Genomic DNA, 16204 nt, shown 5'->3' on the forward strand with positions numbered 1-16204 from the left:
ACGAGGTGCGCGGGTCATACCTTCCCGCCATGACCTCGCTGGCCAGGATCGTGCTCGGCAGCGCGACGTCGCGGCCATCCTCACCTGCCTGGACCGATGATCGGGGTACCCTGACCCGCTCGGCCCTCGGCAGGGCGGTGCTCACCGCGGCAAGGCGACTCCCGCCTGGCGCCGTCGTCATCCACAGCGCCGACCAACGCGAGGTGGCCGTGCGGAGCCTCGCCGGGCTCATCGCGAGGAGACCGGTGCGGGTCGTTCCCCACTCGGCCGGTGCCGCCGCACTGAGGGCCGCGCAGGACGCGAACCCGACCCGCGGCGTGGCCTTCTTCACCTCCGGCACGACCGGGACCCCGAAGCTGCACAGGACCAGGCCAGGCATCCGCGCCGTCGCGCAGCTCATCTCCAGCCTCGGCGTGCTGCCCCTTCCGAGCCACCCGGTCGTGGCATCGCTTTCCCCCGTCGACCACGGTCACGGCTGGTCGGCCATGCTGATGACGCTGCTGGTGGGCGGCCACTTCCTGTGCGGGACCGGCGTCGCGGCGAGGCCACCGTGCCGGCGAATCGACCTGCTCACCGGGGTGCCGCTGAGCCTGCGCGAGTACGCGGCCTCCCCGCCGTCGTCGGAGATCGGCCTCGTGCTCAGCGGCTCCGACCGGCTCACCGATGCCGACGACATCGAACGGAGGCTCGGCGCCCCCGTCTACGACGCCTACGGATCGACCGAGACGGGCACGGTGTGCGTCGCCTCGCCGGACGAGCGACGCTACCCCGGGGCGGTGGGACGCCCGCTGGCAGGGGTCCGCGTCCACGAGCTCGACGGGGTGCTCGAGATCCGCTCCCCCATGCTCGGTCGCGGAGTCTTCCGGGGCGACCGTGGAAGGATCCGCGACGGCATCGTCATCGTCGAGGGAAGGGCCGACGGGCGACGGGTCAGCGGAGGTGTCACCACGGATCCTCAGGCGGTGGCCACCTGGCTCGGGGCTCTGCCCGGCGTCGTCGACGTGGAGCTGTCCGAGCGGTCCGATCCGCGCTTCGGGTCGCGCACCGTCTTCACCGTCACCTCCACGACGCCGCTCGATCCGCGCCGGCTCAGAGCCCGCATCGCCCACGAGTTCGGAGCGGCAGCGGTCCCCGTCGACCTGATCGTGCGTCGGCTCACGCCCGGGCGCGGCGAGAAGGACGAGACTTTAACGAAGGGTCAGTTTCGGGCCTTGTCGCAGGGTTCTCGACGGGATCCGGCCGGGGCGGTGGTTAGCGTTGCCGGGTGCCCGCGACAGCCCTGAGACCCCTCCTGCTGCGCGGGTTGGGCGTGCTCTACGGCCTCGGCTGCGTCACGGCCCTGGTGCTCGGCATCGTCTGTTTCGTCGCCATGGGCAACTCGTTCCGGGCGGAGGTCGGCCGCGCCTCGGCGGGCACGGCGATCGAGCTCCCACCTGGCAGCGCGCCGTTCACGCCCGGAGCTCTTCGTCTCCGTCCACGGCGGCACCGGGCAGGAATGCCAGTTGCGTGGAGACGACCGGTCGAGCCTCTCGGGCACCGACGCGGCCACGTTCACCCTTGGCGGGACGCTCTGGCGCCCGATCAACTCCTTCGAGCTGCCCCGCCAGGAGAGCACCCTCCTGTGCACGGGCTCCGGGACGGTGAGCGTCACCTTCGACGAGCGGGCCGGCCACCGCAATCTCGGCGTCGCAATGCTGACGGCGAGTCTGCTGCTCGGCGTGTGGATCATCGGCCCGGAGGTCGTCTTCAGACGCCGCGACCGCGCCAGGACGGGGCAAGCGCAAACCGCTGCGCGGGCCGAGATCCATGCCTAGTCTGGAGACATGGCTACACGAGTACTCACCCCGCAGTCCGAGGACTTCCCCCGGTGGTATCAGGACGTCATCGCCCGCGCAGAACTCGCGGAGAACGGCCCGGTCAGGGGCACGATGGTCATCCGACCGGCGGGTTACGCCATCTGGGAGAGGATCCAGGCCGAGCTGGACGCCAGGATCAAGGAGGCCGGGGTCGAGAACGCCTACTTCCCGCTGCTCCTTCCCCAGTCCTACCTGTCCCGCGAGGCCGAGCACGTGGAGGGTTTCAGCCCCGAGCTCGCGGTCGTCACCCACGCGGGAGGTAAGGAGCTCGAGGAGCCGGTCGTGGTTCGCCCCACCTCCGAGACGATCATCGGCGAGTACATGTCGAAGTGGGTCAACTCCTACCGCGACCTGCCGCTGCTGCTGAACCAGTGGTCGAACGTGGTGCGCTGGGAACTGCGCCCACGGGTGTTCCTGCGCACCAGCGAGTTCCTGTGGCAGGAGGGCCACACGGCGCACCGCACGCAGCAGGAGGCGGCCGCATTCGCGGAGAAGATCCACCGCGAGGTCTACGAGGACTTCATGGTCAACGTCCTGGCCGTCCCCGTCGTGCGCGGCCGCAAGACCAAGGCCGAACGGTTCGCCGGCGCGGTCAACACCCTCACCCTCGAGGCCATGATGCGCGACGGGAAGGCGCTGCAGATGGCCACCTCACACGAGCTGGGCCAGAACTTCGCACGGGCGTTCAACATCTCCTACCTGTCGGACGCCGGGCAGCAGGAACACGCCTGGACGACGTCGTGGGGCAGCTCGACGAGGATGATCGGCGCGCTCATCATGTCCCATGGAGACGACGACGGGCTGCGGATCCCGCCGCGGCTGGCGCCCGTCCATGCGCTCGTGATGATCGTCAAGGAGGGCGAGGGCGTCCGGGAGGCCGCGGAGGCGCTGGTCGAGGGTCTCCGCCGGGGAGGCATGCGGGCGAAGCTCGACGACAGGGTCGACACGGCGTTCGGTCGACGCGCCGTCGACGCCGAACTCAAGGGCATCCCGCTGCGCTTCGAGCTGGGGCCCCGCGACCTTGCGGACGGAAAGGTCACCATGGTGCGCCGGATCATGGGCGGCAAGGCAGAGGTCTCACTCGACCAGGCGGTCGAGCTGGCGGCCGAGGCCCTGATCGTCGACCATCAGGCGCTCTACGACGAGGCCGAGGTGCGGCTCGACCTGCGCACCGAAGACGTGGAGAACCTCGAAGACGCCGTCGCCGCCTCACAGAACGGCCTCGCCCGCATCCCGTGGGCGAAGCTAGGCGTCGAGGGCGAGAAGCAGCTGGCGCAGTCGTCGGTCACGGTGCGCTGCCTGATCCGCGAGGACGGCGAGTTCCCCACCACCGACGACGATCCGGACGCGATCGCCGTGGTGGGCAGGGCCTACTGAGTCTAGGGCTAGACGAGGCGGGCCGAACCCGCGCCCTCGCCCTGCTCGATGGTGCCGATCTGCCAGGACCAGACGTCGCGCTCCTGCAGGGCGGCAAGCGCGCCAGGGACCTGGTCCTCGGGCAGGATCGCGACCATGCCGACGCCCATGTTGAGCGTCGCGTCGATGTCGGCCTCGGAGACCGCTCCCACCTGCTGCACGAGCTGGAAGATCGCGGGGGGCGTCCAGCTGCCGCGCTCCAGCACGGCGGACATGCCGTCGGGGATGACGCGGGCGAGGTTGTTGGCGAGGCCTCCTCCGGTGATGTGGCTCATCGCGTGGACCTTCACCTTCGAGATCAGGTCCAGCACGTCGAGCGCGTAGACCTTCGTCGGCTCAAGCAGTTCCTCACCGAGGGTGCGACCCAGCTCGTCGACGTGCCGGTCGAGCGACCAGCCCGCCTGGTTGAGCAGCACGTGGCGCACCAGCGAGTAGCCATTCGAGTGCAGGCCCGAGGACTTCAGGGCGATGACCGCGTCGCCGACCTGGACGCGGTGGGCGCCCAGGATGTCGTCCTTCTCGAGGACGCCGGTGGTGGCTCCGGCGATGTCGTACTCGTCCGGGCCGAGCAGGCCGGGGTGTTCTGCGGTCTCTCCTCCGACGAGTGAACATCCCGCCGCGACACAGGCGTCGGCTATGCCGGAGACGATGGCGGCGATCCGCTCCGGGACGACCCTTCCAGTGGCGATGTAGTCGGTGACGAACAGCGGCTCGGCGCCGGAGACGACCAGGTCGTCGACCAGCATGCCGATCAGATCGAAGCCGATGGTGTCGTGCTTGTCCATCGCCTGCGCGATCGCGACCTTCGTGCCGACGCCGTCGGTCGAGGAGGCGAGCACAGGATGCCGGTAGCCCTTGAGGGCGGAGGCGTCGAAGAAGCCGGCGAACCCGCCGAGCCCCCCGAGCACCTCGGGGCGGCGGGTCTTTGCGACCGACGCCTTCATCAGCTCGACGGCGCGGTCTCCGGCCTCGATGTCGACGCCTGCGGCGGCGTAGGCACTCTGGTTCACTTCGATTCCTCCAGGTTCAGCAGCTCAGCCTGAGCGGGTGGGATGGCGATGGGGTACCTGCCGTCGAAGCAGGCACGGCAGAGCTGGTCGGCCGGCACCTGCGTCGCCTCGGTGAGGCCGTCGAGGGAGATGTAGCCGAGCGAGTCGGCACCCAGCGAGCGGCAGATCTCGTCGACGGTGAGCCCGGGCGCGATCAGCTCGGCCCGGGTGGCGAAGTCGATGCCGTAGAAGCAGGGCCACTGCACGGGCGGCGACGAGATGCGCACGTGCACCTCCTTGGCTCCCGCCTCGCGGAGCATGCGCACGAGGGCGCGCTGCGTGTTGCCGCGCACGATCGAGTCGTCGACCACGACGAGGCGCTTGCCCTCGATCACCTCGCGCAGCGGATTCAGCTTCAGCCTGATGCCCAACTGGCGGATGGTCTGGCTCGGCTGGATGAAGGTGCGTCCGACGTAGGCGTTCTTCACGAGCCCCTGGCCGTAGGGGATGCCGGAACCCTGCGCGTAGCCGATCGCCGACGGCGTGCCTGACTCGGGGACGGGGATCACCAGGTCGGCGTCGACCGGATGCTCCTCGGCGAGCTTGCGGCCGATGCTGACACGCACGGCGTGCACACCGTGGCCCGCGATGGTGGTGTCGGGACGGGCGAGGTAGACGTACTCGAAGATGCAGCCCTTCGGGTTGGCCTCCGCGAAGCGCTGGCTGCGCAGCCCCCGCTCGTCGATCGCGATGAACTCGCCGGGCTCGACCTCCCGGACGAAGCTGGCGCCCACGATGTCGAGGGCCGCCGTCTCGGAGGCGACGACCCAGCCGTTGGCAAGACGACCGAGCACGAGGGGCCGGATGCCCTGCGGGTCACGGGCCGCGTACAGGGTGCGCTCGGTCATGAAGGTCAGGCAGAACGCCCCCTTGAGGCGCGGGAGCACCTTCATCGCTACCGACTCGAGGGGCTCGTCTCCGAAGCTCGCCATGATGGCGGTCACCAACGAGGTGTCGTTGGTCGAGTCCATCGTCTTCTTCTCCGGCACGTGCTCGCTCGGCGCGAGTTCGGAGAGCCACGCCTCAAGCTCGTGGGTGTTGGTCAGGTTGCCGTTGTGCGCCAACGCGAGGCCGCCGAGGGCCGTCGCCCTGAAGGTGGGCTGGGCGTTGTTCCAGACGGAGGCGCCGGTCGTCGAGTACCTGGTGTGTCCGATGGCCAGTCGGCCGGGGAGGGACTTCAAGGTTGCCTCGTCGAACACCTGGCTGACAAGGCCCATGTCTTTGTAGACCATGATGCGTTGCAGGTTGCTGACGGCGATGCCTGCCGACTCCTGGCCGCGGTGTTGCAGGGCGAAGAGGCCGAAGAAGGTGAGCTGCGCCACATCCTCCTCAGGGGCCCACACCCCGAATACACCACACTCTTCCTTCGGGCCCTCGAAGTTGTCCACGCGGTCACCTTACCTCCCCTACTATTGGGCCGCATGACGACGTGGTCCTCGTGGGCAACACGACGACTAGGTGCCAGCCGGGGTCTCGTGGCGGTCATGTTCACCGTCGTCACCCTCACCACCGCGATCCTCGCCGGCTCGCTCGGGAACTCGGGGCTGCTTGCCACGCGCACCGCCCAGGCATCGCTGGCCAGTCCGGAGCGCGGCGACGCGGGCCTGCAGGTCCAGACCCGGCTCGGCGACGACTTCACCACCCAGGACGGCATCGCGCGCGACGCGCTGTCGAAGGCCTTCTCCCCCGTCGCGGTCGAGACGTGGACCACGCTCATCTCGGAGCCGTTCAGCGTCGACGGCGGTCGTCTCGTCGCATGGGCGGGCGAGCAGTACGCGCCCGGAAATCTTGAACCGACGGAGGGGACCTGGCCCGCCTCCGAGGCTGAGGCCGCGCTGCAGGCGGACGCCGCCGGGACGCTCGGCCTCGGCGTCGGATCGGAGCTAGCAGTCGGCGACCATTCGCTCACCGTGACTGCGCTCTGGCGGGCCGCCGACCCTTCCGCCCCCCTCTGGCTGGACGATCCGCTCGTCGTCGGCGGAACCGACCGGTCGGCCTCTGGCCCGTTGATCGTGAGCGCCCCCGTCGTCGAGTCGCTCGGCTCGCCCTACGTGCGCTGGGTGAGCCTCCCGGACGTCTCCTCGATCACCGCCCAACAGTTGGGTCTGCTCGCCGAACGAGCCGGGCAGGCGGCCGAGGACGTCAAGGCGGCCGACGTCAGCGGGCGAGGCCTCGTCGTCACGGGAGATCTCGGCCCGACCGCCGAGCAGGCCGCCCGAGACTCGGCCAGCGGCGACGCGTTCGGCTTCGTGCCCGTCTCGGTGCTCGTGCTCATCGCGCTGGTCGGGCTCACCCAGGTGGCTGGGCTGCTTTCGGCTGCCCGCGAGCGCGAGACATCGCTGCTGTTCGCCCGTGGTGCGAGCCTTCGCCAGGTACTCGCCAGCACCCTGCTCGAGTACGCGGTCGTCGCCCTGATCGGCTCGGCGCTCGGCACGGCACTGGCTGCCCTCGTGCTCCGCCTCGCGGCCGGTGACTGGAGCCAGACCCGAACGGTGTTGCTCGGCGGGGTCGCCGGCTTCGCGCTCTCCCTAGCCTGTCTCACCGTCGTCGGGGTGCGCGCCGCGCTGGCGGGGGCGCGCGGGCACGAGCCGCCGCGCGACCGGGTGCGCAACATCGCAGGCGCGGCCCTGCTGGTGTTGGTCGCGATCGCCGCGACGGTGGCGACGTGGCAGCTGCGCCGCACCGGCACCTTCGTCACCGTCGACGAGGAGGGCTCGGTCAGGCTCGACATCGTCTCCGCGCTCGCGCCCGCGCTGCTGCTCGCGGTGTCGGCCGTCGTGGCGCTCGTCCTGCTCGCGCCGGTCACCCGCCTGCTCGAACTGCTGGCGCGACGCGCCCCGACCGGTCAGTGGCTGGCGGCCAACCAGGTGGCGCGCGGGCTCACCCTGCACGCCGTCGCCGTGGTCCTGACGGTGCTCGGCACGGGCACAGCCACGTTCGCCGCGTTGTTCGCGGGGACCTCGGCGGGCATCGCGTCGGGCGTCTCCACCGTCGAGCAGGCCGCACCCGTGCGGGCCACACTGTCTGCGGCGACCGCGGACACACCCCTGATGTACCTGCCGGACGTCGCGCAGATCGAAGGCGTGACCGGTTCCGCCCCCGTCTGGCGTGACCCGTCCGCCCAGCTCGGAGACGCCCTGCTTCCGCTGGTCGCCGTCCCCACCGATCGTATGGAGAGCCTCGTCCACCTCCCCGACAGCGCCCGGCTCCCAGACGTCGCGGCGCTGCGGACCGACGACGCGGGCGGAGTCGCGATCCCCGAGGGCGCCGCGCGGCTCACGGTGAGCATGGACCTCACCGTCGGGCTCGACCCGTGGCAGGAACTGGCACTCGGACAGGTCCCCGAGACGAGCAGACAGAACTCCATCGCCAACGGCGACACCGACGAGCAGAGTATCGCGGCGCAGATCGACGCCGAGTTGCAGCGCTACACGCAGCCGGCCACCGTCGCGGCCACCCTGCGGATCCGCGACACGGACAATGGCCAGGTCTCCGACGTCGTCGCCCCCGCCGTCACCGTCGCCCCGGAGGCGCCGACGCACGGAGCTGGCTTCACAGGCCTCGCTCTGGCCGACGCGACCGGAAGGGGCAGCTTCGAGGTCGCCCTGCCCACCAGCGGCTCGTTGATGCTCGAGTCGGTCCAGGTGAAGGTGGGCGACGCCTCCGGCGTCGGCCGCTCCCGGGAGCTGGCGGTTCGCGTCGAGGTCGACGGGAGGCCGCTGTTCGGTGAGGCGACAGCGCACTGGTCCTCACCGCAGGCCATTCCCACCGCGAAGGCGGGCCCCTACCGCGATGCCGAGAAGTCGGCGACCCCGGCACGACTCGTGACGACCACGATCGAGTTGCCCGACGGTGCCGTGGAACTGCGCGAGCCCAACTACCCGCCCCGGGCCGGGACCGAATTCGATCTGTCTGGTGAGGCGCTGAGGATCGCGCAGCACGAGCCCTTCGGGGGCACCGGGGAGGCGTCGTGGACGCTGGACTTCGGGCCGGCCCTCGGCTTCCTCGGCGAGGGCGACCCGCTCGGCGTGATGACGCAGGCCGACCCGCCGCAACCGCTGCGGCTTCCGGTGGCGCTGACGCCGGCGACGGCTCGAGCGGCGTCCCTGACGCCCGGCGACTCCATCGAGATCGGGGCCTTCGGCACCCGCATCCCGGCCACGGTCGCGGCCATCACCGATGTGGTCCCATCCGTGCCGGGCGCGGAGGGGATCCTGGCCGACTCCAACGCGCTCGCCGCCGTCACCTCACAAAGGTCGACCCCTGTCGGCGCACCGCAGGAGTTCTGGGTCGGGACGCGGGGCGATCCGCTCGCCGTGGGCGCCGCCGTCGCGGGCCTGGCCGGCGTCGAGTCGGTCAGCACGGCAAGCAGCGGGTCGGGCGGACCGGCCGAGGTCGCGGCGAACGCGCTGTGGGTAGCGGCAGGCTGCGCCATGGCGCTCGCGATAGCGGGCCTCGCCGCCACCTCGGCGACGACGGTGGCCGCGCGCCGCTCCGAGGTGGCCGTGCTGCGGGCGCTCGGCATGACGCCCCGCGCCCAGGCGCGGAGCCGGGCTTGGGAGGGCGCGGGGGTCCTGCTGCTCGCCACCGCGCTAGGCGTGCTCGGCGGCTGGCTGGTCAGCCTGCTGGTCGTGCGGCCGGTCGCCCTGACCGCGACCCAGGACGACCCGAGCTTCCCCACGGTGCTGCGTTTCGACTGGCTGCCCTGGTCGATCCTGCTCGCGGCGCTCGCTGTGGCGGCGACGATGATCGTCGCCTGGCAGGCCGCGGCCGTGCGCAGGCAGGCCCTCGACTCCACGTACCGCGAGGAGGTCAGATGATCTCCCTGCTTGCGCGCCAGTTCCGCGCGTCTCCATGGCCGACGCTGCTGCTCGCCTTCACCGTCGCGGTCCTCTCCCTGATCGTCACCGCCGTTCCGCGTCTCTCGAGCGACCTCGACGACCGTCAACTGGCGCAGCGGCTCTCAACGCTCAGCGCCATCCAGGGCGACGTCGCAGGGGCCTTCACTCCCCCGCTCACCTTCCCGAGCGAACCGCGGGACCCGTGGCCGGGGATCCGGGGGGCTGCCGCCAACACCCGTGACTCACAGCCCGAACCGCTGCGCTCGTTGCTGCAGCCGCCCCAGTTCATCGGCGTCCAGCCTGTCGGTGCGTCGTGGACACCGGATGAGAGCTCCGGGTACTACATCGTGATGGCCGAACTGCTGATCGACCCAGACCTCCGGGACAACGCCGAACTGGTCGACGGCGCCTGGCCCGAGATCGGGCAGCCGGACGAACCGTTCCAGGTGGCGGTGCTCGACACCTTCGCGGAGCGGGCCCAGCTGGAGGTGGGCTCGCTGACGTCGAACGACTACGTCGTCTCGGGCGTCTACCGCGTGCCCGATCCGGACAACTCCCGCTGGCAGCACAACCCGTACGGCGCCGACTATCACGAGAACGAGGACCCCAACCGCGGCACCGAGCTGCTCGGCGGGATGTTCCTCGACCCGGACCTCGCCGCAGGCGACCCGTCCGCGCGGTTCCAGTCCCCCTTCGCGATCACCGTCTACTTCGAGCTCGATGCCGCGTCCGTCACCGCCTCGGGCGTCGACGTGGCTGAGCTGAGCGCCCAGCTGACCGGGATGCAGGCCAAACGCTACCCGACCTCCACCGACGACGTGCTCGGCCCCAATCAGGACTTCCCGTTTCATTCGGAGTTGGGGGCGGCGCTCGACCAGGTGCTGGACCAGCAGCGGACCACGCGCACGCCCGTCGCGGTGAGCGCCGTCGGGCCGATCGGGGTGGGGATCGCGCTTGTCGTGCTCGGCGCCCAACTGGTGCTGCACCGGCGGCGCAGCTCGGTCGCCCTGCTGTCGGCGCGCGGCATGTCACGCAGGCAGTTGCGCCGGGTTGTCGCGACGGAGGGCGCCGTCGCGGGCCTTCCTGCGGCACTGGTCGGCCACCTGGTCGCACTTGCGCTCGTGCCTGGACCGGTGCCGTGGTGGTCCCGGCCGGTCACGGTGCTGATCGGCCTGCTCCCCGCAGCGGCGCTCGCCTGGGTGGTCCGCGACGATGCGCATGGCACCCGTCGTGAGGTGGCGTCGGGAAACGGTCGCTGGAGACTGGTCGCCGAGATCCTGATCGCGCTGGCCGCCGCCGCGGCGACCTGGCGGCTGCTGACCTCCGAACCCGCGGCGGGGGGCGGCGTGGATCTGCTCGGCGCGGCTTCGCCTGTGCTGGTCGCGCTGCTCGCCTGCCTACTCGTGCTGCGCGTGTACCCACTGCCTCTGCGGCTGCTGTCCGGGGTGTTCCAGCGGGGCCGCGGCGTCACAGGGTTCCTCGGTGCGGCGAGGGCGTTGCGCGAGCCCGCCGGCGGCGTCGTCCCCGTGGTCACGATCGTGTTGGGCACGACGATGGCCGTCACCGGTGCCGCGCTGCTCGGCACCATCAGCGTCGGCACCGAGCGGGCGGCGTGGGCCGAGACGGGCTCCGACGTCCACGTCAGCGGCCCGAAGCTCGGTGACGAGACGCTGGAGTCGATGCGCGCCATCGAGGGGGTCGCGGCGGTGGCGCCGATCAGTCAGGGGGCCGACAACGCGGCGCTCACCGTCGGGGAGACGACGGCGCGGGTGCGGGTCTGGCTCGCCGAGCCCGACCTGATCGACGCGTATCTCGCAGGCAGGGACGGCTCGCCCGTGCCCGGTTCACTCTTCGACGGTGGAGAGCCGACTCCGGTGGTGGTGGGCGGTCCTGAGGCGCCGACCGACGGGACCGGAACCCTCGATCAACTGGGCGAGGTGCGGATCGTCAGTCACCTGGAGCAGCTGCCCGGCGTGACGGACGCCGCCGCGTGGGTGCTCGTACCACGTGACCGGTGGCCGGGCGAGGTCGGCCGACCGACGACGACGCTGGTGTCGCTGGCAGATGGCGCGGACGCGGAGGCCGTGGTCGCCGACATCCAGGCCCTCAGCCCGAGGGCACGAATCACCCTCGTCGATGACGAACTGGAAGCGCTGCGTGCGTCGCCGACCGTCGCCGGGCTGTCGCGGATCTTCGTCGCGCTCGCCCTCGGCACCGCCGTCCTGATGGTGCTTGCCATCTTCACCGCGCAGATCATGACGGGCAGGCAGCGCCGGTCCACCGCCGCGGTGCTGCGCACGCTCGGCCTCCGGCCAGGGCAGTTGCGCTCGCTCACGGCGTGGGAGCTCGGGCCGGTCGTCGTCGTCGCGCTGCTCGTCGGCGTCGCCGTCGGGATCGGGCTGGCCGCCCTGATGTTGTACACGGTGGACTTCCGGTCGCTGACCGGCGGCGGCCTGACGCCGAGGCTGTACCTCGACCCGCTCGGGGTCGGAGGGGTCGCCGTCGGACTGCTCCTGGCGACGGCGCTCGCGGTCGCCGTCAGCGCCTGGCTCGCCGGGCGCACCAACGTCGCAGAGGAACTTCGTCACGGGGAGGAACGATGACGTCACAGGCACGCCACGCGGTGGGGGGCGCCGAACGCACCCACTCCGGGCCGGACATCTGGTGCGAGGACCTGGTGCGCATCCACACCACCGAGGGGGTGGAGGTGCAGGCGCTGCAGGGGCTCAGCCTCACCGTCGACCCAGGCGAGGTGGTCGCGATCGTCGGCGCCTCCGGGTCCGGCAAGTCGACGCTGTTGAACATCCTCTCCGGCCTCGACCGGCCGACCGGTGGTCGCGCCCGGGTCGCGGGAGAGGATCTGTCGACGATGAACTCTCGGCAGCGCACCGACTTCCGTCGCAACGCCGTCGGCTTCGTGTTCCAGCAGACCTCGCGGAACCTGCTGCCGTTCCTGACCGCGCACGAGAACGTGACGATGCCGATGGTGATCAGCAGTCGCAAGGGTCGCGCCGAGCGGGCGACCCAGTTGCTGGAACTGCTCGGCGTGGGAGACATCGCCGACCGGCACCCCGCGGCGATGTCGGGAGGTCAGCAGCAGCGGGTCGCCATCGCGACCGCCCTCGCCAACGCGCCCTCGGTGCTGCTCGCCGACGAGCCGACGGGCGAGTTGGACGAGACGAGCTCGGCCGAGGTGCTCGACGCGATGCGGAGCGCCGCCGAGTCGCTCGGCACCACGGTGCTGATCGTCACCCACGACCCGATGGTCAGCGATCACGTCGCCCGGACCATCCAGATCCGCGACGGCAAGACGTCGACCGAGGTGCTGCGGCGGGTGATCACCGACGAGCTGGGGACGCGTGAGGTGGCCGAGGAGTACACGGTGATCGACCGCAACGGCCGCATCCAGTTGCCGGCGGCGCACGTGACGGCGCTGGGGCTGCACGAGCGGGTGCGCCTCGAACTGGAGCCCGACCACGTGGGGATCTGGGCCGGCGAGCACCACGACGCTGCGCCTGGCCGCCGGGCCGAACCGACCAGCGACGAGGAGGAGCCATCGTGAGCGGGACACCACGACTGGCCGGGCGCGATCTGCGCCGCACGTTCGGCACCGGGGAGGCGCAGGTGCACGCGATCGTCGGGGTCGACATCGACGTCAACGGCGGACAACTCACGGCCGTCACCGGGCCGTCGGGGTCGGGCAAGACCACGTTGCTGAACCTGTTGGGCGGGCTCGACCGGCCGACGTCGGGTCGGGTTCTGCTGGACGGCGACACCGTCTTGTCCGAGCTGAGCGAGAACGCCGTCCTCGCCACGAGGCGCCAGCGGATCGGCTACGTGTTCCAGACGTTCGGGCTGGTCCCCGTCCTGTCGGCCACGGAGAACGTCGAGGTGCCGCTGCGACTCAACGGCGTCGCCGCTTCGGAGCGGGCCGAGCGGGTCGCGGCGATCCTGGAGCGCGTGGGGCTCGCGCGTCACGCGAAGCAGCGTCCGCACGAGTTGTCGGGCGGTCAGCAGCAGCGGGTCGGCGTGGCGAGGGCCCTTGTCGCCGAGCCCGACATCCTGATCGCCGACGAGCCGACCGGCCAGCTCGACTCGGACACGGCCGCGACGATCATGGACCTGATCGTCGAACTGACCCACGAGCGGGGACTCGCGTCCGTGATCTCGACCCATGACCCCCTGCTGATGGCCCGGGCCGACCGGATCGTCCACCTGCTCGACGGCGCCGTGAAAGCGTGAGTCTGCGGCCTCGTTTGGCCGGCCGGACACGTCCTACCGAGACGCCGGACGCTCGCCGGTGGCCGTTGCACCGCATCTGACGCATCGCCAGGCCTGAGGTTCTCCGTGCAGGCTCACCACGAGTTCGTCGCGCACCCAGACATGTTCAACACACTGCGGTTCCAGCTCGTCCTTCTGCATCTCTCCAGACTACGGAGCAGCGTCTGCCGTTGTCGGGTTCACTCGGACGGCTCTCCGCACGGCGCGCCGTCCTCGCGCCGGCGCTTGCGTTCCCGACCGCGGGGCGCTCTACCAGGCTGGGTATTGAGTCCTACACAGTGGTGCACCGCCGGGATCGTGCCGCCGCAGAGTTGGGGGCGGTCACCGGGTGATTCGTCGAGAGATCTCGCACAATGACCTCGAAGAGAAGGACGCGACGATGATCGCTGGGCCAGGGATCAATGACCCGGCTGGACTCCCCACCACCTGTTGGGTCAGTCCTCACCTGACCTGTTCCGCGATCTTTGTAAAGGTTCATCGACGCGATCCTGTCGGCGCGGGCGACGGGTCTGCCTGGATACCCCGCCTTCTGACCAGGCAGATCAATGTGACGGCCCGGCATCGTCAACTCGACAACCCGCTCGGGTGCTCCTCGGCGAGGGCATCCAGCCCTGGGTCGAGGTGTACAACACGGGAAAATGTCGCGCTCACCAACGTCAAGCTGACCGCCGGGCAGGGCACGGCCAACTGCACCGCGGCCACCCTCGCACCCGGCGCCACCGTCGTCTGTAAGAACAACGCCATCCCGCGCCACACCGTCACCACCGCTGACATGCTCGCCGGAGAGTGGAAGGAGACCTACACGGCCAGCGCGACGGCCGCCGGATCGACGGTGCAGGCGAGCGCCGAGCTGTTCCCGGTCGATCTGCGCGAGGTGAGCATCGACGACGAGGCGCTGGTCTGGGTGCCGAGCGGTGCCTTCGACTCGTCCTCGCTCGTCCGGGTCCCGCAGGCCGGCGGCACAGGCACGGCCGTCGTCCTGCACCGCGACGCCCCGCCCTTGTGGAGGGTCGGTCGCCTTGCCGACGTCGCCTCACTGCTGGTGGCCACTGCGGCAAAATTCCCCAAGATTGTTTCGCACACCTGTTCTATTTTGACCCGATTTCCGGTAAACTCAATACATGGAACAGCAACGAAGCCAGAGCCGACGAGAGATCGCCGCCGCCCAGCTCGATGCTGTCCTCGATCTCCTCTGCGACACCTCTCCCGATGATCCGATCTCACCAAGAGACGAGTTGGCGCTGATCGAGCGGGTCCGGAAGGCCCAGGCCCGCCTCACCTCACGGGTCGCAGTCATGGTCGCCGACGCCGAGCGGCGGGGCGTCTCCGAGCGCGCGGTTGGTTCGTCGATGACGTCCTGGCTCAGCGGCAGGGGCAATGTCAGTTCCCGTGAGGCCGCGGGCGTCGTGTTCGCGGGTCGGGACCTCAATGCCCATCCCGAGCTTCGCGAGGCTGCCATGCGCGGCGATGTGTCGCCGGTCCAGGCCCGCGGGATCACCAAGGCGCTCGACGGCCTCCCCCGCACCCTCAGCGATGCACAGAAGGAAGAGGCCACGAGCCTCCTGGTGTCGCGGGCCTCATCGGCCAACGGAGACCAGTTGGCACGCATGGGGCAGGTGGTGCTCGATGCGATCGCCCCAGAGTCCTCTGCCGACGCAGCCGAAAGGGAGGCCAAGCGTCTGGACCGTCAGCGGAGGCAGGCGTTCAGCCGCCGCTCCCTGCGCTTCACGCGCGACGAAGGCTCCGTGGTCTTCCATGGCTCGCTGCCGATGCTCGAGGGCGAAGCGTTCGTGCGGATCATCGAGGCATACCGGGCATCCCAGAAGCAGTCCGGCGATGACCAGCTCGACCCAGAGGCTCCGCTGCTCCGCCCCGAGCAGCGCAACGCAGACGCGCTCGTGAGGCTCGTCTCGGAGCATCAGTCACGCCGCAGGGGGCCGTCCGTGGCGGGCGACCGGCCACGCGTGGTCGTCGTGATGCGCGAGGAAGCGCTTCGCGAGCGCGCAGAGCAGGCAGGCCTGCTTGGCTCGGGAGAACAGATCGCCCCTGGCGATCTCCGCCGCCTCTGCTGCGACGCGGATCTCATGCCGGCCGTGCTCGGCTCGCAGTCGGAGGTCCTCGACGTCGGACGCACCGAACGCCTGGTCACCCCTGCCATCCGCAAGGCCCTGTGGCTGCGCGACGGCGGATGCACCTTCCCCGGCTGCGACAAGCCCGACGAACAGTGCGAGGCCCACCACATCCAGCCCTGGTGGGCAGGCGGCTCGACCAGCCTCGAGAACCTCGTGCTCCTGTGCGCGCATCACCACGCATGCGTGGAACCCGCGCGGTTCTTCCCCGAGGGGCACGGTTCGGCGAGACTTGAAGGACTCGTGCCAACGACCAGCCCACCGGCCGTCTCCCCGGGCGGCCCGCCGCCGTTGACTGATCCTCCCGATCAGAGTCCGCCATCCATCCCGGTGATCACGCAGCCCGCAGACGAGTTGCTGCCACCGGAGGATCCATCGCTCACCGCGCCGCGAACCTCACCCCAAGGGCCCGGGCAGGACTCTGCCCTCCCCCGCCCGATCATCCGACCCGGCGAGCGCGGAGGCCCGGGCCAGCCGAGGTGGGACAAGTGGGAGGTCCGGCTCGACTCCAACGGCTTGCCCGAGTTCCTGCCGCCGAGCCGGATGGATCCTGAACGCACACCTCGTCGACGACGGGCTCGGTTGGCCGCGTCCGACCTGGCGGTGGCGTCATGACGACTTTGGGACCGGCC

At 70.6% G+C, this 16204-nt stretch carries 11 protein-coding genes; 9 read left to right on the top strand and 2 right to left on the bottom strand.

All coding sequences use genetic code 11. The features are described 5' to 3' along the window. Nucleotides 1–29 precede the first annotated feature (29 nt). From BW733_RS03970 to proS, 3 genes are all read left to right on the top strand, one after another. Nucleotides 30–1283, top strand: a complete 1254-nt coding sequence (locus tag BW733_RS03970) for an AMP-binding protein (protein ID WP_077348083.1) — start codon at nucleotides 30–32, stop codon at nucleotides 1281–1283. A gap of 219 nt (nucleotides 1284–1502) precedes the next feature. Then, nucleotides 1503–1814, top strand: coding sequence for a hypothetical protein (locus BW733_RS03975; protein ID WP_077348085.1), 312 nt, complete (start codon nucleotides 1503–1505; stop codon nucleotides 1812–1814). Nucleotides 1815–1823: 9 nt separating this feature from the next. Next, the gene (gene proS / locus BW733_RS03980) at nucleotides 1824–3233 is read left to right on the top strand and encodes a proline--tRNA ligase (protein WP_077348087.1); all 1410 of its coding nucleotides are present in this window, start codon (nucleotides 1824–1826) and stop codon (nucleotides 3231–3233) included. An 8-nt stretch (nucleotides 3234–3241) separates the two neighbouring features. On the opposite strand, the gene purM is transcribed toward proS, so the two are convergent. Both purM and purF read right to left on the bottom strand, forming a co-directional pair. Then, the gene (gene purM, locus BW733_RS03985; RefSeq protein ID WP_077348089.1) at nucleotides 3242–4282 is read right to left on the bottom strand and encodes a phosphoribosylformylglycinamidine cyclo-ligase; all 1041 of its coding nucleotides are present in this window, start codon (nucleotides 4280–4282) and stop codon (nucleotides 3242–3244) included. Then, nucleotides 4279–5709 (bottom strand): amidophosphoribosyltransferase, encoded by a 1431-nt coding sequence (gene purF / locus BW733_RS03990; protein ID WP_077348091.1) that lies wholly within the window; start codon nucleotides 5707–5709, stop codon nucleotides 4279–4281. The genes purM and purF overlap by 4 nt, the downstream gene beginning before the upstream one ends. Before the next feature lie 96 nt (nucleotides 5710–5805). On the opposite strand from purF, the gene BW733_RS03995 reads away from it, so the two are divergent. From BW733_RS03995 to BW733_RS04020, 6 genes are all read left to right on the top strand, one after another. Then, a complete protein-coding gene (locus BW733_RS03995) occupies nucleotides 5806–9141 on the top strand; it encodes an ABC transporter permease (protein WP_152024551.1) in 3336 nt (1111 codons plus the stop codon). Continuing rightward, complete coding sequence (locus BW733_RS04000; RefSeq protein ID WP_077348095.1) at nucleotides 9138–11765, top strand: ABC transporter permease; 2628 nt, start codon at nucleotides 9138–9140, stop codon at nucleotides 11763–11765. Before BW733_RS03995 ends, BW733_RS04000 begins: the two co-directional genes overlap by 4 nt. Next, nucleotides 11762–12724, top strand: coding sequence for an ABC transporter ATP-binding protein (locus tag BW733_RS04005; protein ID WP_077348097.1), 963 nt, complete (start codon nucleotides 11762–11764; stop codon nucleotides 12722–12724). Before BW733_RS04000 ends, BW733_RS04005 begins: the two co-directional genes overlap by 4 nt. Then, nucleotides 12721–13404, top strand: coding sequence for an ABC transporter ATP-binding protein (locus BW733_RS04010; RefSeq protein ID WP_202970277.1), 684 nt, complete (start codon nucleotides 12721–12723; stop codon nucleotides 13402–13404). The genes BW733_RS04005 and BW733_RS04010 overlap by 4 nt, the downstream gene beginning before the upstream one ends. A 586-nt stretch (nucleotides 13405–13990) precedes the next feature. Then, nucleotides 13991–14656, top strand: a complete 666-nt coding sequence (locus BW733_RS17740; protein WP_152024552.1) for a hypothetical protein — start codon at nucleotides 13991–13993, stop codon at nucleotides 14654–14656. After that, nucleotides 14565–16187, top strand: a complete 1623-nt coding sequence (locus BW733_RS04020) for an HNH endonuclease signature motif containing protein (protein WP_077348103.1) — start codon at nucleotides 14565–14567, stop codon at nucleotides 16185–16187. The genes BW733_RS17740 and BW733_RS04020 overlap by 92 nt, the downstream gene beginning before the upstream one ends. Nucleotides 16188–16204: the final 17 nt, after the last annotated feature.

The sequence above is a fragment of the Tessaracoccus flavescens genome, from assembly GCF_001998865.1.
In the GTDB taxonomy this organism is placed as follows: Bacteria; Actinomycetota; Actinomycetes; order Propionibacteriales; family Propionibacteriaceae; genus Arachnia; species Arachnia flavescens.